The organism is Streptomyces sp. NPDC050121 (assembly GCF_044460385.1).
GTDB classification, from domain to species: Bacteria; Actinomycetota; Actinomycetes; order Streptomycetales; family Streptomycetaceae; genus Streptomyces; species Streptomyces soliscabiei.
The window spans coordinates 97,972-115,136 of sequence record NZ_JBITJV010000006.1; the positions used below are offsets into that span (position 1 = coordinate 97,972).

Annotated in this window: 11 protein-coding genes; 4 read left to right on the forward strand and 7 right to left on the reverse strand. The window is 69.1% G+C overall.

What is annotated here, in order from left to right; genetic code table 11:
• Nucleotides 1–154 precede the first annotated feature (154 nt).
• Together ACIBTS_RS11675 and ACIBTS_RS11680 are read left to right on the forward strand one after the other, a co-directional pair.
• Nucleotides 155–610 carry a cyclic nucleotide-binding domain-containing protein gene (locus tag ACIBTS_RS11675; protein WP_319672275.1) on the forward strand — a complete coding sequence of 152 codons (456 nt, stop codon included), beginning with the start codon at nt 155–157 and terminating at the stop codon, nt 608–610.
• Nucleotides 611–637: 27 nt separating this feature from the next.
• Nucleotides 638–1,342, forward strand: a complete 705-nt coding sequence (locus ACIBTS_RS11680) for a CBS domain-containing protein (RefSeq protein WP_399318597.1) — start codon at nt 638–640, stop codon at nt 1,340–1,342.
• 43 nt (nt 1,343–1,385) lie between these two features.
• On the opposite strand, the gene ACIBTS_RS11685 is transcribed toward ACIBTS_RS11680, so the two are convergent.
• From ACIBTS_RS11685 to ACIBTS_RS11700, 4 genes are all read right to left on the reverse strand, one after another.
• Nucleotides 1,386–3,104 carry a GAF domain-containing protein gene (locus tag ACIBTS_RS11685; RefSeq protein WP_399318599.1) on the reverse strand — a complete coding sequence of 573 codons (1,719 nt, stop codon included), beginning with the start codon at nt 3,102–3,104 and terminating at the stop codon, nt 1,386–1,388.
• Nucleotides 3,105–3,385: 281 nt separating this feature from the next.
• Nucleotides 3,386–4,081 (reverse strand): response regulator, encoded by a 696-nt coding sequence (locus ACIBTS_RS11690; RefSeq protein ID WP_399318601.1) that lies wholly within the window; start codon nt 4,079–4,081, stop codon nt 3,386–3,388.
• 360 nt (nt 4,082–4,441) lie between these two features.
• Nucleotides 4,442–4,627 (reverse strand): DUF397 domain-containing protein, encoded by a 186-nt coding sequence (locus ACIBTS_RS11695; protein ID WP_399318603.1) that lies wholly within the window; start codon nt 4,625–4,627, stop codon nt 4,442–4,444.
• On the reverse strand, nt 4,624–5,475 hold the full coding sequence (locus tag ACIBTS_RS11700; protein WP_399318605.1) for a Scr1 family TA system antitoxin-like transcriptional regulator: 852 nt from the start codon (nt 5,473–5,475) through the stop codon (nt 4,624–4,626). The genes ACIBTS_RS11695 and ACIBTS_RS11700 overlap by 4 nt, the downstream gene beginning before the upstream one ends.
• Nucleotides 5,476–5,642: 167 nt before the next feature.
• Here ACIBTS_RS11700 and ACIBTS_RS11705 point away from each other — a divergent pair, with 167 nt between their 5' ends.
• A complete protein-coding gene (locus ACIBTS_RS11705) occupies nt 5,643–6,101 on the forward strand; it encodes an ATP-binding protein (protein WP_399318607.1) in 459 nt (152 codons plus the stop codon).
• Nucleotides 6,102–6,188: 87 nt separating this feature from the next.
• A complete protein-coding gene (locus ACIBTS_RS11710) occupies nt 6,189–6,401 on the forward strand; it encodes a helix-turn-helix domain-containing protein (protein ID WP_399318609.1) in 213 nt (70 codons plus the stop codon).
• Here the strand turns inward: ACIBTS_RS11710 and ACIBTS_RS11715 are convergent.
• From ACIBTS_RS11715 to ACIBTS_RS11725, 3 genes are all read right to left on the reverse strand, one after another.
• The gene (locus ACIBTS_RS11715; protein ID WP_399318611.1) at nt 6,377–6,748 is read right to left on the reverse strand and encodes a hypothetical protein; all 372 of its coding nucleotides are present in this window, start codon (nt 6,746–6,748) and stop codon (nt 6,377–6,379) included. The genes ACIBTS_RS11710 and ACIBTS_RS11715 overlap by 25 nt on opposite strands.
• An 83-nt stretch (nt 6,749–6,831) precedes the next feature.
• Nucleotides 6,832–7,389, reverse strand: coding sequence for a hypothetical protein (locus tag ACIBTS_RS11720; protein WP_399318612.1), 558 nt, complete (start codon nt 7,387–7,389; stop codon nt 6,832–6,834).
• Nucleotides 7,386–17,051, reverse strand: coding sequence for a polymorphic toxin-type HINT domain-containing protein (locus ACIBTS_RS11725; RefSeq protein ID WP_399318613.1), 9,666 nt, complete (start codon nt 17,049–17,051; stop codon nt 7,386–7,388). Before ACIBTS_RS11725 ends, ACIBTS_RS11720 begins: the two co-directional genes overlap by 4 nt.
• Nucleotides 17,052–17,165 lie beyond the last annotated feature (114 nt).

Genomic DNA, 17,165 nt, shown 5'->3' on the forward strand with positions numbered 1-17,165 from the left:
CCCCGCCGGCACGGGGGGGGGCGGCGGCCGTCTTCGCTGCGTTCTGGCTCAGGGCCGGATGGCCCAACTCCGGACCTAATGGCCCCTCGCCCGGTCCGAGTCGCCCCCACACGCTGAACGTATCGGTTCGCACACCCCCACCGGGAGGCCGGCCATGAACACCCCGAGCATGCTGCGCGCGCTGCCCGCCCAGCACCGGCAACGGCTCATGCGTCTCGCCCGGGAGGTGTCGTTCCCGCAGGGGACACGCATCTTCAACGAAGGTGCGCATGCGGATCGGTTCTGGATCATCCGCACCGGCTCCATCGAGCTCGACACACACGTACCCGGCAAGCGTCACGCCATCATCGAGTCCCTCGGCCACAACGAACTCGTCGGACTGTCCTGGCTGTTCGCGGCGCACGTGTGGCAACTGGGCGCCACAGCGGCGACACCGGTGCGGGCCTATGAATTCGACGCCACGGCCGTGCGCTCCCTCTGCCAGGACGACCCGGCATTCGGCCAGGCCGTCACCCAGTGGGCCGGCGACGTGCTGGCCCACCGCCTCCGTGCCACCAGGACCCGGTTGCTGGATCTCTACGCCCCCTACGGCGCCGGAAGCGCCGTGTGAGCGGGCCGACACGACGTAGGAGTCACCGTGCACAGCACCCCGCACATCGTCAGCGACGTCATGTCCGACACGGTCGCCGCCGTCGGCCGACGGGCCGCCTTCAAGGAGATCGTGCAGCTCATGCAGGACTGGAAGGTCAGCGCGCTGCCCGTCCTCGAGGGCGAGGGCCGCGTGGTCGGCGTCGTCTCCGAGGCCGACCTGCTGCTGAAGGAGGAGTTCCGCGACAGCGACCCCGACCGAGCCACCCAGATGAGCCGTCTCGACGACCTGGCCAAGGCCGGCGGCCTCACCGCTGAGGACCTCATGACCTCCCCCGCCCTCACCGTCCACGCGAACGCGACACTCGCCCAGGCCGCACGGACCATGGCGCACGCCAAGGTCAAGCGCCTGCCCGTCGTCGACGACGTCGGCATGCTGCAGGGCATCGTCAGCCGTGCGGACCTGCTGAAGGTCTTCCTGCGAGAGGACGAGGAGATCGCCGAGGAGGTCCGGTGGGAGGTCGTGGCGCACCTCTTCCCTGCGCCGGTGTCAGCCGTGCGGGTGGAGGTGCGGAACGGCGTCGTGAAACTCACCGGCCACGCCCGGGACACCTCCCTGGTCCCGGTGGCCGCCCGCCTGGTCCGGGCCGTCGAGGGCGTGGTCGACGTGGAGTTCGAGCTGACGCGTTCCGAAGGCGCGAGGGAGTCAACCGCCGTTCCCGCGAACAGCGGCGAGAACCTGTCTCCGGCCTGATCGGCAACTCCTCGCGGAACAGCAGGATCCGCGGCGGGCCGTACTAACCCGCTGTCACGGGCGCCCACCATGTCAGCGTGGTTCCGCCGCCCATTGGGCTGACCCACTCCAGCCTTCCGCCCAGTTGCTCCGCTCGCTCAGCCATGTTGCGCAGGCCGCTGCGGCGGCCGTCGGGCGCAATACCCACGCCGTTGTCGGTGACCGTCAGCCGCACCTCTCGCCCGTCGGTCACGAGCGCGACCTCGGCGCGGTCGGCGTGCGCGTGGCGGGCGACGTTGGTCAGGGACTCCGACAGGACGGCCACCACATGATCGGCGATCTCCTTCGGCACCTCGGTGTCCAGCAGGCCCTCCATGCGCACGCCGGGTGCGAAGCCAAGCACCGGTGCGCCCTCGCCGACCGCCCGCACCACACGCGCTCGCAAGCCGGCACCGGAGGCGCCGTCGACACGCGACTGTAGACCGAAGATCGCCGATCTGATGATCTTGATGGTCTCGTCGAGGTCGTCCACCGCCCGCAGGACGCGCTCGGATGCCTCCGCATGCTCGATGAAGCGGCCCGCGCTCTGCAGGGTCATACCGGTGGCGAACAGCCGCTGGATGGCCAGGTCGTGCAGGTCCCTGGCGATGCGGTCGCGATCCTGGAGCACAGCGATCTGCTCGGCGTCCTTGCGGCGTTCGGCCAGCTCCATGGCGACCGCGGCCTGGGCTGCGAAGCCCTGCAACGGCTCGGTCTCCTTCTCGGAGAACACGGTCTGGCCCGCAGCACGGACCAGCAGTACGACGCCTCGTACCCCGTCACCGGAGCCAATGGGAACGGCCACGGCTGGACCGAGCCCGGTGAAGCGCGACGCGGCAGGCGAGGCATCCTCGCGGTCCTCGGACCGAAAGACCCCTGCCTCGCCGCGGGACACATCCGGGTTGGTGACCGGTGAGGCGCTGGAGAAGGCCCGTCCCATCAGGTTGTCGTCCGCAGGCAGGACAAGACCGCGGTGCGCCTCGGCCTCGTGTCCCAGGGCGAGCTCCACGGTGAGCGCGTCGGTGCCCTCCATCGGTACCGCGACCGCTGCCAGCGCCGCAGAGGTGATCTCCCTCGCGCGTTCGGCGATCAGCCCGAGGACCTCGCCGCGGTCGCTGCCGGACATGAGACTGTGGGTGATCTCCGCGCTCGCTTGCAGCCAGCGTTCACGCAGCCGGGACTCCTCGTAGAGGCGGGCGTTGTCGATGGCCACACCGGCCGCCACCGCCAGCGTCGACAGGACCGACTCGTCCTCTTCGTCGAACTGTGCCCCGCCGCGCTTCTCTGTCAGGTAGAGGTTGCCGAAGACCTGGTCGCGCACCCGGATCGGGACCCCGAGGAAGGTGTTCATCGGGGGGTGGTGAGGCGGGAAGCCGTACGAAGCGGAATGCTTCGAGAGCCTGGCCAGGCGCAGGGGCTCGGGGTGCCGGATCAGCTCTCCGAGGATGCCGTGGCCGTCCGGGTAGGGGCCGATCTGCGCGATCTGCTCCTCGCTGACGCCGACCGTGAGGAACTCGGACAGCCTCTTGCCGTCGGGTCCGATCACGCCCAGGGCCGCGTACTCGGCCTCCACCAGGACCGCCGCGGCCTCCACGATGCTGCGCAGCGCCTGCTCAAGGTCCAGCTCCCGGCCGACCGAGAGCACCGCTTCCAGCAGGCTGTGCACCCGGTCGCGGGTGCCGCGGGCCGCGTCCAGCCGGGCCTGGAGCTCCTCCAGCAGCTCGTCCAGCCGCAGCTGGGGCATTCGAACGCGAGCGCCCTCGGAGCCTCCCACCAGTGATTCCTCCACGCCCTCAGCCCACCAAGGGCTGACCGTCCTTGTCCGGGCCAGGCTATCGGCCCACGACAGGAAGCGGTACGAGATCACACTCACTGGCCAAGGGGAGAAGGACTCAAAGCGACAGAGGACGGGGCAAGGGGAACGCCTGGCAGGCTGAGCGTCGAACCGCAGAGCCCAACGACACCACGTCACCGGAAACGGCCGGTCGGCACGTCAAGCCGAAGGCCTGAGGCAGCCCCGGCGTCTCAGTGCCGTTCCTGCCGCTGCCGGTCCTGGACCTGGGTGGCGATGACCGCGGCCTGGATACGGCGCTCGACGCCGAGCTTGGCCAGCAGACGGGAGATGTGGTTCTTCACCGTCTTCTCGGCCAGGTACAGCCGCTGACCGATCTGGCGGTTGGTCAGACCCTCACCGATCAGAGCCAGGATCTCCCGCTCCCGCTCGGTCAGGCCCTGCAGTCCGTCCGGCTGCTCCTCCTCCTGCTGCTGGCCACCGCGCAGCCGGGCCATCAGCTTGGTGGTGGCGCTGGCATCGAGCAGGGACTGTCCGCCGGCCACGGTGCGAACGGCGGACACCAGGTCCGAGCCCTGGATCTGCTTCAGGACGTATCCAGAGGCGCCCGCCATGATCGAGTCCAGCAGGGCTTCCTCGTCGTCGAAGGAGGTCAGCATGAGGCAGGCGAGTTCGGGCATGCGTGACCGGAGTTCCCGGCACACGGTCACGCCGTCGCCGTCGGGCAGACGTACATCCAGCACCGCCACCTGCGGGCGCAACGCGGGAACCCGCACCAGGGCCTGCTCCACCGTGCCGGCCTCGCCGATCACCTCGATGTCCGGCTCGTCGTTCAGCAGGTCGCGCACCCCGCGCCGGACCACCTCGTGGTCGTCCAGCAGAAAGACCCGGATCGGGTTGCCGGCGCCGGGCTGCTCGCTGTCCGCCATCAAACTGCTCCCTGGTTCCGCGTTGCGTACCGATGTCCGCTCGTGGACATGACCGGCCCTCCGTACCGGGATCCTTTCTCGTATCCGGGCCGAAGGACCAGGGCCGGTAGGCCCTGTTGTCCACCCCTAGTGTCCCCGACCATGAGATACCCCTGCCGCCTGGGTGCGACGGTGACGAGGAAACGGCCGCTGATCGAATCGACCAGGCCGTGGGCCTGCACGGCGTACCCGCCGCCGGCGGGGCGGCGGCGCCGCCGTAGCCCCCACGGCCCATCAGCCGGGTCGGCGCATGTGCGCACCACCGCTGACCTGACGTCCCGGCGGTGAACGTCATCACGCGACCGCCGGGACGAAGACGGCTCAGGCCTCTGCCGCGAACCCCACGAACCGCGACCACTCCTCGCGCCCGACGGCGAAGTGAGGTCGCGTCACATCCTTGGAGTCCCGTACGCAGATGGCCTGTTCGGTGACGGCGACCTCAACACAGCTGTCGCCCTGGCTGCCGCTGTAGCTGGACTTGAACCAGGCGAGTTCCGTCGTGCTCATAGCTCTCCTCGCAGTCGCTCCAGCAGGCCCCGCGAGTCTTCGGGGTTCAGGGCCTGCGAGCGCAGTTTGTCATAGCGCTGGTAGAGGAGGCTCACCTCTTTCGCGTCGCTGATCAGGCGTCCGTTCTGCTGCCCTTCCGAGTAGGCGAGCCGACGACGCTCCGGTGTCTCCAGAAGCTGCACGGGCCCGTCCAGACATGCATGCAACCCCGCTTCCAACGGAACGAGCTGAAGCGTCACATTTCGCGGTGCGCTGTGTTCCAGCACATGGTCGAGCATGGCCCGCATCTGCTCCACGTTCCAGAACCTCCGCCGGAACACGTGCTCCTCGACGATGAAGCTGAACGGCACGGTCGGCCGCTCGTAGAGCATCCGCTGCCTCTCCATCCGGACGGCGAGCAGGGTCTCCAGCTCGTCGTCCGTGATCACCGGAATGGTGCCCTCGAACACCGCCCGCGCATACCCCTCCGACTGCAACAGCCCCGGCACCAGCCTGCACTCGTACGTGCACAGGCTCACCGCCGCCTTCTCCAGCCGGGCCCACCGTCGGAACCAGGCCGCCAGCCCCGCCTCGCCCCGCGTCAGGTGCCCGGCCGCCTTCCGCAGCGCGCCCGTGTTGCCCAGCGCCTCCTCAGCCCGCTCCACGAAGGACTCGTCGGGCATCCGGCGTCCCAACTCCACCGACTCCACGGTGTGTTTGGAGAACCGGACGCGCGCCCCGAAGTCCACCCGGCTGAGCCCCGCGTGCTCGCGCAGGGCCTGGACGACCGCCCCGAACGTCCGCAGACTGTCGGAGGGGTCGGGCTCGCGCTCCCAGTCGCATGCCGTCACGCCAGTGCTGTCCGTCATACGCGGCCACCTCCAGGTGCGTACGTCCTCTGCGGTTTCTCCGCGATCGACAGCACCCAGAGTGACGGCAAGATCCTTGTACCGTCCACAGAACGTGCCCGTACGCTGACGCAGCGTACGGGCCGCGCTACTGGAACACGCCCCCGCACGCCCGTCACGGTTGCCCCATGCACGCCTCTACGCCCCAATCCTGCGCTACCGTACGCACGTTCGCGCAGCGTCTCTCCTCCACGCGCCGCGGTGCCCGTCTCGCCCGGCTCCTGGCCGTGGAACGGCTGACCGCCTGGGAGACGTCACCCCACGTCATCGAGCGGGCCGAACAGGTCGTCGCGGAACTGGCGGCGAACGCGGCGCTGCACGGCCGCGTCCAGGGCCGTGACTTCCTGCTGGCCCTGACGCTGGACGACGCGGCCGGCACCCTGCGCATCGCGGTCAGCGACATGCGGGGCGAGCGCCCGCCCGCGATCCCCCCGGAGCGGGGGCCGGACCACGAGTCGGGCCGCGGGCTGCTCCTGGTCGACGCCCTGGCCGACCGCTGGGGCACGGAGCCGTTCCCGCCCTCGGGCAAGACCGTCTGGGCCGAGATCAGCGACCGTGGAGTGAATGTCGTTCCGTCGGCCGAGTGAGTCAGGCGGGGGCGCGCGGGTGCCGGCCGCGCTCCCCCACGGGCTGGGCACACGGCCACGCGTGATCCGCACGGCACAATGGACGCCGTGAGCGACAACAGCACGGATCTCGCCGATCTCCTGGGTATGCAGGAGTCCGCGTCCCTTGAGTTCAAACGCACCGCGAAACGCGAGGGGAAACGCGGAGACGCCATCGGAAACGCGGTGTGCGCCATGGCCAACGATCTGTGCGGCCACGGGGGTGGCGATGTCCTCATCGGTGTGGACGACAAGGGTCATCTGTCGACGACGTCGACGTGAGCGATCGCGCGCTCCTTCAGCTCAGCGACCTGCGAGACGACGGACGCATCCGACAGCACCCCGAGCGCCCAGCGCCGCCAGACGACGGTGTCGTCCCGACGGACCCGCGCCCGCACCGAGCGAAGCCGCTGAAAACTCCCGTCCGCGCGCCGTGTCAGGAACTCCAGCCGCGCGTGGCCGCGTTGGGCGACCGCCAGCAGCGCGCACAGGTCGAAGGCGCTGTCCGGGGCGTAGTCGATCTCGATGCCGGGTTCGGGGTACCACTCCTCGTGCTCGTCTCCCAGGCCCTCGAACCCGAACAGGTCGGTCAACAGGCTCTGGGTCGCCGTGCCGGTCCTGACCCGCACGACGGACGTCGACGGCTTCCCGGAGTAGGCCAGCGCGGCCGCCCGCTCCTCCCGGGAGGTGACGACGCGGTACCAGATCGAGGTTAGGGCATATGCCCATCGCGTAGAACTTCCTGGGCCTCTTCCAAAGCCTCACTGGAGACGCGCCGCAATTCGCCGTCAAATCGCGAGATCGAAAGATTGAGGAACTCAATTACTTCGTGTGACGAGTCAGCCAACTGAGGAATCAGGAAGCAGACCTCCCGGAAAAGCTGAACGTCCCTCCCGTCGGCCTCCCGGAGAATCTCCGGGAGGAGATCAAGGATTCTCTTCCTGCAGTACTCGGAAACGTCCACCCGGACTCCACCAACAGCCACCTGGAGTCCCGGAGACCTGGCGTTGAGGATCGACTCAAGCAAGGCGATGGAGTCGGAACTGAAACCCCCTCCGGACTCTACGTGCTCCGCGATGATGTCGACACACGGGGCAGCGGCGCTATACAGATGCCCCTGATTGGCGACCTCGCAGTAGAGTAGCCCGCCTGCGCGTTTGCGCTCCTCCGCATCGCGCCCGAGCAGTCGCCCAAGGTGCTGTCGAAGTTGATTCGAAGGCACACTCAGGCTAGTAAGGGATTCCCAGTCCCACTCTTCGGATATTTTCACTCCAGATCACTCTCCCATTCAGTTCCAGGAGCGAACTGATCGCGAGTGGTTCTGCTCTCGCAACGCTGACACACAGGGGCAGGGGTTCGCTTCAACGGGCGAAGCGGCACGCTGTAGACGATGTCTTCCGGGTTCGCGCCTCTGGCGACAAGATCGGCTCGGCACATATCTTCCGCACAGAAGGCCCCGTCTCCGGTCCTCTTCATGCCTACTGCTACGTTCCCGGTTTTCCGGTCGACCGCGGCAGACCCCATTGCGAATTCGCGAATCTTGGAGCGAGACATTGTTGAATGCATTTCGTCGAGTTTGGCGGCCAGTGCCCGGTTTGCCTTCTCTGAGGCTTCGCCGTAGCTGAGCTTACAATTGTGGACGAGCGTCGATGTCCCGCCCGCCGCCACGTAGTACGTGTGCGCCGTGTCGACCGTCAGGTTGTAGACCGCTGCCTGCTGTGTCCAGGCGCTGACCGCGTCGACCTGGACCCACGTGCCGGAGCCGGTCTGGAGCCACTGGCCGGGCTTGAGCTCGCCGGCCTTCAGCCACTTCTTCAGGTCCGGCACCCAGAAGGGGTGGCCCTCGGTCGCGGTGATCGTGTCGGTGGCGGCGCCCTTGTCGCCGTCCGTGTCGATCGTGAGCTTGACGAGGTGCTTCTCGCCCTTGCCCTCGATCGTGTCGGTGACCTTCTGCTTGGACGTCCTGCCGGTCGTCGGGTCGGTGGCGAGGACCTCGTCGCCCTCCTTGACCTTCTCGATCGGTTTGCGACTGCCGTCGGCCATGACGACTTCGGTACCGGGTACGAAGCTGTTGGCGCTGGCGAGAGAGGCCACGTCCCTGGCGGTGGAGACGCATTCCCCCACCGACTCGGCCTCTTCGAGGATCTTCTTGCCCTTCTTCGCCGCCTTCGCGATCTCGTCCGCGTACTTCGCCGCCTTCGCCGCCATCCGTCCGGCCTTCGCCGCCCGGACCGCCGCCGCGCCGGCGCCGCCGAGGACGATGCCGCCCACGGTCGCCGCCGCCCACGCGCAGGACTCCATGTCGCCCGTGGTGACGCAGTTCTTGATGTCGTTGAAGCCGGTGACGTCACCGACGATGTTGCCGACCGTCTTGACGCCGTCCCAGACCTCGCCCCAGTCGACCGCGTCCGAGACGGTCTCCACGACGCTGCCGACCTGCTTGACGACCTCGTCGCGGATGGCGTCCGCGGCCTTGGCGGCATCGGCGACCACCTGGACGGCCGCGCCGACGATGATCGCCGGAAGGTTCGGGTCGGCCGTGACGATCGCCCTGCCGACGGCGATCAGCGGCTTGGTGGCCGCGAGGATCGCCGGGATCGGGTTGTGCTGCGCCGCGAACGAGGCCGCCTGTCTGGCCTTCTTCGTGACGTAGACCTTGGCCTGGTAAGCCGCCCTGGCGGCCTGTCTCGCCTTCTCACGGGCCCACTCGGTGATGCCCGTCTTCTGGCCCACCCACTTGACGGCGTTGACGGTGGCGTCGACGACCGTCTTCAGACCCGACTTCCGGTAGACCCAGCTGGCCGCCTTGCCGACGTAGTTCAGCGCCAGCTTGAACGCCGCACCCGGGTTGTTCCACGCCCACTGCACGCCGTGCCAGACCGACTGGGCCGTCTTGGAGACGTAGTTCACGCCCTGGTGGATCTTCTTGCTCGTCCAGCTCGCGGCCTTCTTGCACCAGCCGCAGCTCGGCCAGTGGCCGTCCGGGTCGGTGTAGTCCAGCGGGGCGCCGGCGCCGTAGGTGTAGCGGTTGGCCAGGATCGAGGCGCCGGAGCTGTAGCTGTAGGAGTCCCGGGAGTCGAAGGCGCCGGTCCCCGGGTCGTACCAGCGGGACTGCATGTTGACCTGGTCGGTGTCCGGGTCGGTCCAGTCGCCCTGGTAACCCACGTTGCCGTCCATGTCGGCGGTGCCGAGCACCTGACCGAACGGGTCGAAGGCCGTGGACTCGTTCAGGGCGGGCGCCGCGCCGTTCGTCGCGGACATGCTGCCAACGACGTCGCCGTGCTTGTCCTCCAGCGTCAGCTGGGCCGTACCGCCGTTGTCCGCGATCGACTGGAGCTCGTCCGCCGCGCCGCGGCCGTACGTGGCGTTCTGGTCCTTGACCGGGTCGGGTGCGAAGCCCGCGTAGGAGAAGTCCGCGCCGTTTCGGTCCGCTATCCGGTCCAGCGAGTCGTACGTGTACTGCGTTGCGGACTCGCCCGCCTTCACCAGCCGGTCGAAGGCGTCGAAGGTGAAGTCCTCCTTCAGACCGGAGCTGGTGCGCGAGGCGAGCGTCCCGCGGGGGGTGTAGTCGTAGGTGTAGTCGCCGTCGGACAGCAGCCGGTTGCGCTCGTCGAAGGCGGCGGTCTTGCTGCCGTTCTTCACCCGGTTGCCGCTGTCGTCCCAGCCGTACGCCGTCGTCGTGCCGTCGGCCGTCCAGGAGGTGAGGCGGCCGGCGTGGTCGTAACCGTAGGTGTTGGTACCGGCCTTGGCGGTGCCGACCGTGGTCTTGGACGCCAATCGGTCGTCGGTGTCGTAGCCGTAGTCGGTCGAGGCCATCGTCTGGCCGGTGCTGTTCTTCAGCGTGTCGGTGTCGAGCCGGCCCAGGTCGTCGTAGGTGAAGCTGCGGGACTGGCCCGCGCCGTAGTCGACCTTCTTGATCGCGCCCGCGCCGTCGTAGGTGTAGCTCTGCCGCACACCGGTCAGCGGGTCGGTCGCCGAGGTCAGCTGCTGCCTGGCGTAGCTGAACCCGGCGGTGCCGGCCGCGTCGGTGCGGCTGGTGAGCTGCCCGTCGCTGTTGTAGGAGTACGTCGCGTCGCCGGAGGGGCCGGTCGCCTTCAGCAGGGAGCCCCGGTCGTCGTACTCGTAGGTGTCGTCGCCCTTCGGGGAGGAGGCCTCGACCAGCCGGCCCGCCGGGTCGTACTGGAACCGCTTCTCGGGGGTCGCCACGTCGGCGCCCGTAGCGGTCTCCCGGACCCGCCGCCCCGCCTTGTCGTACTCGCGTTCGCGGACCACGTTGCCCGGCGCGGTGAGCTTCACCGCCTGGCCGTCGGCGTCGTATGCGGTCGTCCAGGTACGGGCTGCCGGGGACGGGTCGCGGTCGGTCGCCGGCTCGATCACCGACTCGGCGAGGCCGAGCGTGTTGACGGTGTAGATCGTCGAGTTACCGCGGCCGTCCGTGTAGCGGGTGCGGTTGCCGAGCGCGTCGTAGCCGAAGGACGTGGTGATGGACTTGGTGTCGGAGACCGGTTCGGTCTGGCTGGTCAGCCGGTTGAGGGCGTCGTACGCGTACGTCGTCGTGCGGTTCAGCGGGTTGGTCGACGTGAGAAGGTTGCCCGCCTTGTCGTAGGTGTAACTCACCTTGCGCAGCTGGTTGTTGACGGTGTCCAGGTCCTGGTCCTGGACGAGCTGGCCGAGCTGGTCGTAGATCTTCGCCGAGGTGCGGCCCATGCCGTCGGTGTGGCGCACCTCGCGGCCCGAGGCGTCGTAGCCGAGCAGGGTGGTGGCGCCGCTCGGCTCCTGCAGCCTGGTCAGCTGGCTGAGGCTGTCGTAGGTGTACTGGCTGACGGCGCCGCTCGGCGTGGTCTGCTTCAGCACATTGCCCGCGTCGTCGTACTCGTTGCGGGTGGTGAAGGCGCCCGGCTGCGGCTTGCGCTCGATCTGGGTGGTGGTGACCGGGCGGTCCAGGTCGTCGTAGGTCGTCTCGGCGCGGGAGCCGTTCGGGTCCGTGACGGTCAGCACCTCGCCGGTGCGGGTGTACGTGTACTTCCACTGTCCCCGCTCGTCACCCGTGCCGACGGGCACGTCCTTCACGGTGAGCCGGTTCTGGCGGTCGTACTGGAACCTGGTCACGCGGCCGAGCGGGTCGGTGGTCTCGGTGACGTTGCCGAGCGCGTCGTACTCGTTGGTGACCGTCGGGGCGACGGTCTCGGTGGAGCCCGGCGCCGTGTAGGAGGGCGCGGTCCCGGTGACGGCGCGGCCCAGCCGGTCGTAGGCGGTGCGGTTGACGTTGCCGAGCGCGTCGACCGACTCCGTGACCGCGCCGAAGGTGTCGTAACCGGTGAAGGTGGTCGGCCGGGAGGTGGCGGGCGTGCTGCCGCCGGACTCGGTTTGGACGGCGGGCGCGGTGACGGAGACCGCCCGGCCCAGCTCGTCGTATCCGTACTCGGTCCTGTTGCCCGCCGGGTCCGTCTTGACGGTGGTGAGACCGCGGTCGTCATAGGAGTAGTCGGTGGTTCGCGAGTCGGTGCCGTTCTCGACCGTCTCATGGAGGACGTTGCCCGCGTCGTCGTACTCGTAGCGCACGGAGTCGCCGCTGACGCTCACCGGCCAGGGGACGTTGGAGGGGGAACCGCTGGAGGCCGTCGTCAGCACGTTGCCGGCGAGGTCGTAGGTGTACGTCGTGCGCCGCGCGAGTCCGTCGGGGTCCATGACCTCGGACTTCACCCGGCCGACCGGGTCGTAGGTGTACGCGGTCACGAGCTTGCCGTTGCCGCTCGTCTCGGTCAGGACGTTGCCGGCGCCGTCGTAGGTGTTGGACTCCACGACGATGTCGCGCTTGGTGCCGTCGGGGTTGTGGAAGTCCTTGAGCGTGATCGACTTGACCAGGTCGTCGCCGTAGTACTGGTACATCAGCGAGCGGCCCATCGAGTCCGTGTGCCGGGCCAGCCGGCCGCCCATGTCGTAGGCGTACGACTGCAGGACGGTGTAGCTGTCGTCGCCGCCGTCGTCGTCCCAGTCGCGCAGCCGGGTCTCGGCCATCATGTTGCGCGCGGTGTAGACGTAGTCGTAGTGGTTGCCGCCCGCGTCCACCATCGAGGTCTTGTTGCCGAAGACGTCGTAGGTGTACGTCGTCTCGTTGCCCTCGGCGTCGCTGACCCGTTCCGGGCGGCCGTGGTCGTCGAGGTCGAAGGTCATCACGCGTGCGGCGTCGCCGCCCAGCAGGTCGCTGATCTCGGTGCGCACCACGTTGCCGTCGGCGTCGTAGTCCGTGGTGGTCCGCCGCTGGTGCTTGCCGGAGGTGACGGCGTTGGTCGACGCCGGGTCGGTGAGGGTGTGGACCCGGGAGAGCTTGTCGTAGGTGAAGGCGGACGTCGTGCCGGCCGGCTGGGCGTCCGTGACGACGGTCTCGGCGAGTTTGCGGCCCAGCGCGTCGTAGGTGTACTTGGTGACGCTGCCGGACGGATCGGTCACCCAGGCCAGGTCGCCGTTCTTGTAGTACTGGTAGCGGGTGATCTTGCCGCGCGGGTCGGCTGTGGTGAGGGGCAGGCCGGTGGGTGTGTTGCCGCCGCCGATGGCAGGCTCGGCGCCGGTGGTGTACGTGTTCCTGGCCGTGCCGCCGTCGGGCGCCGTCTGGGTGAGCAGCGCACCGCTGGTGTTGTACGTGTACTTGGTGAGGAAGCGGTTGTCGGTGGGGCCGGTCGAACGGCCGTCGCGGGTCTCGGCCGGCTGGTCGCCCCGCAGGTCGAAGTCGCCGGCCGGGGTCGGGTAGGTGGTGTACGAGGTCTGGCAGTCGCCGGCCGAACGGCAGGTCGTCCGGCTGGTCACGTTGCCGCGGTCGTCGTAGCCGAGGGTGACCTTCTCACCGTTCTCGCTGGTGATGCCGGTCTGGAAGCCGTTGTCGTCGTACGCGAAGGAGCGGATGGCGACGCCGTCGACCGGATACCGGATGAAGTCCGGCCCCTCGCCGCCGCGACCGGGCGGATTGGTGCAGAAGGCCGGGTCGCCCGGGTCGGGCTGGGTGCAGACCTGGCCGGGGTCGGTCGGCGACGGGGACGGGGCCTCGGTGACGGACTCCCGGGCGCCCAGCGCCATCGGCTCGCCGTAGCGCAGCAGCCGCGACGACAACCCGTCGTACTCGTAGAAGTACGGGGCGTCCATCGGGTCACGCACCTCGACGGTGCGGCGCAGGTCCTTGTCGTTGCCGAAGACCGCGGGCGTGCCGATCTCCCAGGTGCCGCCGTTGCGGTCGGTGTACTCCTGGACGCGGTCGCGGGTGGTGTCGTACTGGACCTCGGAGGCGACACGGCCGCTGGGCAGCGTCGTCTTCGTCAGGACGTCGGCGCTGCGGCCGCCCTCGCGGTAGTGGGCGGTGACGGCCGCGGAGCCCAGCGGGTGGTGGTAGACGGCGACGTCGTCGATGGCGCCCGCGAAGGACTTGGCGGCGGTGGAGCCCCAGCCCGGCCAGGTGGTGGGGCTGGTGGCGTGGGCGGCGCCGATCTGGTTGTAGGTGAGGTTGGTCTGCAGCGGCTGCTTGCCCGTGAGGGTCCCGGAGAGCTTGCCGTCCAGATAGAGGCTCTGGGCGGAGCCGGACATCGACAGCACCGCGTGGTGCCACTGGCCGTCGTTGACGTTCTTGGTGATGTCGGTGATCGGCCCGGCCGTGCCGGTCCAGAACTGGCCGCGGAGCTTTCCGTCGGTGCCGACGTACAGCATCGGGACACCGGTGCCGGGCGTGGTGCCCCAGGCCTTGTCCTGGTAGCCGACGAGCGGGCCGCCGACGCCGCCGGCGATCGTCTTGAACCACACCTCCACCGATGCGTCACGGCTCTTCTTCAACGTGCCGGCGGGCAGGTCGACACGTGAGGCGGCGCCGTCGAAGGACGCGGCGGTGCCGGGGTCGCCGGTGATCGCACCGGCGGCCTTCAGGGTGACGTTCTGGTAGGTTCCGCGGTCCTTGCCGAGGTTGGCCTCGTTGGCGCTGTTGGCCGCGGTGCCCTCCTCCTCGCCGAGGCGCCAATAGGACTCGGGGCGGGAGTCCAGCACGGTGGTGGCGTAGTGGCTGCCGGTGCCGTAGGCGTACTGGGTGCAACCGTTCAGCGGGTCGCAGACCTTGTCCAGCAGATCGCCGGTGTAGCTGTACGTCCAGGCCAGCGGGGCGCCGTCGACGGCGCTCGTCTGGACCCTGGTGACGTGCGCGCCGGTCCAGGTGAAGGTCAGCGAGCGGGAGGTGCGATTGTTCGTCGCGGTCGCGAGCTTGCCCGCACTGTAGGTGTAGGTCACCGAGTTGGAGTACGCGTCGGTGATCTTGGCCAGCAGACCGGTCGTGCTGAAGGCGTACGTCGTACCCGACTTGTCCTGCAGCGTGTAGGTGTTGGCCGTGGAGTCGAAGGTCAGCTTGGCGAAGCGGCCGGGCGGTGGGGCGTACGTCCCGTCCGTGTTCTTGCCGAAGCGGACGTCCTGGCCGTCGGGGTAGCGGATGACGACGTTGCCGCTGCCGTCGTCGTCCGGCGTGAGCCGCATGTCGAAGCGGGTCGTCCAGCCGGCGCCGAAGGCGAGGTCACGCCGCGGGTCGAGGCTGTTGTAGGTACGGATGAGCGTCAGGTCGGGACCGACGCCGGCGAGGGACGCGTCGGTCGCGCTGGAGGTGAAGTTGCCGACATTGGGGTCGAACTCCTTGCCCTGCGCGCCGGAGAGCCGCGAGGTGATCTCGGGCTGCGGAACGGTGGCGACCAGCGCCACCTGTTGGGTGGGCACCTCGTTGGACGCGTCCTTGACGAAGCCGCGCCACAGATAGGTCGTGCCCCACTTCAGCCGGCCGGCCGGGACCGGGTAGGCAGAGCTCGTCTGATAGGCGGAGGCAGTGCAGGCGATCGGCTTGCCGGCCTTGTCGGACTCGCAGATCTCGAACTTGTACTGGAGCGTGGAGCCGGGCGGCGCGTCGATGTCGGTGCCGGCCGCCCACAGTTGCGGGGTCAGCGTCTGGGCCTGGTAGCCGTTGGGCGGGAACTGCTCCTTGACCACCGGTGCGATGTCGAAGACCTGGATGGTCAGCCGGCCCGGCGGCACCTGTTCGTCCGTGAAGACCGTGCCGCCCTGGCGCACCATCGTGAAGTCGAGCATGTAGACGCCTGGCGGGAGCGCCTTGATGGTGGCGTCGACCGTCGTCTTGGCGCCGTGGGCCACGTTGCCGGTGAGGCTGCCCGCACGCTGCTGGGTGACCAGCTTGCCCTTCTTGTCGTAGGCGCGGTAGGCGAGGTAGTAGGTGGACGGCGTCCAGGTCTCGGCGCCCTTGTTGGTGACGGCGACCTTGACCTTTCCGGCCTGGTTCTGCAGCACCGGCGGGTCGGGGACGGGCTTGGGGAAGCCGTAGGAGGCGTTGTACGGGGAGTGCGTGACGTACAGCTTGGGCGGGTTGGCCGTGGCGTGGCCGGTGAACTTCTTGAACGCGAGCGAGTCGGTGGCCGAGGCCCGCAGGGACAGGCCGTAGTTGGCCTGGGTGCCGTTGACCCAGCGCTGCACCAGGTCGCGGCCGCCCTTGCCGAGGTCGAAGAGCTCACCGGCGGTGGGGCAGGCGGACTTCGACTGGCCGAAGGCTATGTGGCCGTAGGCGAAGGACTTCGACGCGAGGGCGCCGCCGACGGAGGGGCCGGGGTAGGCGGTGCCGGTGCCGGCGGTCCACGACCCGGTCACGGGGTGGACGGAGACGGAACGCGGCTTGCAGGAGGCCGAGTCGAAGTTCACGACCTGGAGCTGCACACCGAAGATCTGGTGGTATCTGAGCTCCTCGTCGAGGCCGGGAAAGCCGAGGTAGGCGGCGGAGGCGCCGTCCGGGCCCTTGCCGACCTGCAGTTCGCTGGAGCCGACGACGGAACCGCCGCTGCGCACCGTCATGGAGGTGGAGGCGGAGGTGGTGTCGACGGAGGGGTCGAGGCGGACGGGGTAGGCACGGGCCGGGTCGGCGAGCCAGTCCCGGTCGGCGGTCACCTTCAGCGCCTGGCCGCCGCCCTGCCGCTGGACGAGTTCGTAGGTGACGGCGTGCGAGACGGCGTGGGCTGCGTCCTCCATGAACCCGGCCGGAATGACGGCGCGGGTGCGGCCCTTGGCGTCGGTCAGCAGAATCGATCCGCCGTCGGCCTGGGCGGTGAGGCCCTCGAGGTGGAGCGGGAAGACGAAGCTGTTCGGGGCGGTGGCGGACGTCAGGACGAGGGTCTCCTTGACCCCGCCGGCCTGCGAGTCGAGCCAGAGGTCGGTGCCGGGGAGCACCTGCTCGTAAGCGACGCGGGCACCGTCCGCGGTGCCCGCCACTGAGGCGGCGCCGCTCAGCCCGTAGCCGAAGGACTCACCGGACGGCAGGGTGACGGAGGCGAGCTCTGAGGCATCGGCCCGCCCGGCCAGGCGCAGGTTCACGGAGTCGGCGGCGTTCGCCCAGCCGCCTTGCCGCTCGACCAGTTCGCTGTCGATGGGCCGCCAGACCCCGTGGTCGTCCTGGTAGTTGATCGGGTCGGTGGAGACCTCGCTGGTGCGGGTGCCGTCCTGGTTCGCGTATGTACGGCTGCGGGCGTCCCGCTCCGAGACGATCTCCTTGCTCGTCCTGCGGTCGAAGCCCTTGACCTGCGCGGGGGCCGGCGTGGTGACGTCAACCGCGTTCTTGCGGACCGTGGGCCGGGCGGCGGGCGGGCTCTTCAGCGGGTACTTGGCGCGCAGGGACCGCGGCGCGTCGTCGTTGCGCGTGCCCCCCGCTAAGTGGCTGAGCCCCTCGGCACTGCCCCAGCGCTGGCCGGGGCCCTTGGCGGCGGCCGGCTCTCCCGGGAAGAGAGGGATTCCCGCCCCCGCGATGGCGAGCGACCCGACGGCGATGACCGCTGTCACGGCGAGCGCGATGACCTTGCCCCAACGTGAACGCAGGAGCCTTGTCATCAGGAACTTGCGCGCGAGTCTTCGGTACGCCGGCACGGGCCCCCCACAGCACGAACGAACGAGCGATCAGATGGGAGCCTGACGCCTTGCCGGAGTCTTTGTCGAATCTTTTCCCAGTCCATTCATCTCAGCGTTATCCGATCGTGATCG

Coding starts and splice junctions, on each gene's coding strand:
- ACIBTS_RS11675 (WP_319672275.1), top strand. CDS start 155: ATGAACACCCCGAGCATGCTGCGCGCGCTGCCCGCCCAGCACCGGCAA.
- ACIBTS_RS11685 (WP_399318599.1), bottom strand. CDS start 3,104: ATGCCCCAGCTGCGGCTGGACGAGCTGCTGGAGGAGCTCCAGGCCCGG.
- ACIBTS_RS11690 (WP_399318601.1), bottom strand. CDS start 4,081: ATGGCGGACAGCGAGCAGCCCGGCGCCGGCAACCCGATCCGGGTCTTT.
- ACIBTS_RS11695 (WP_399318603.1), bottom strand. CDS start 4,627: ATGAGCACGACGGAACTCGCCTGGTTCAAGTCCAGCTACAGCGGCAGC.
- ACIBTS_RS11700 (WP_399318605.1), bottom strand. CDS start 5,475: ATGACGGACAGCACTGGCGTGACGGCATGCGACTGGGAGCGCGAGCCC.
- ACIBTS_RS11705 (WP_399318607.1), top strand. CDS start 5,643: ATGCACGCCTCTACGCCCCAATCCTGCGCTACCGTACGCACGTTCGCG.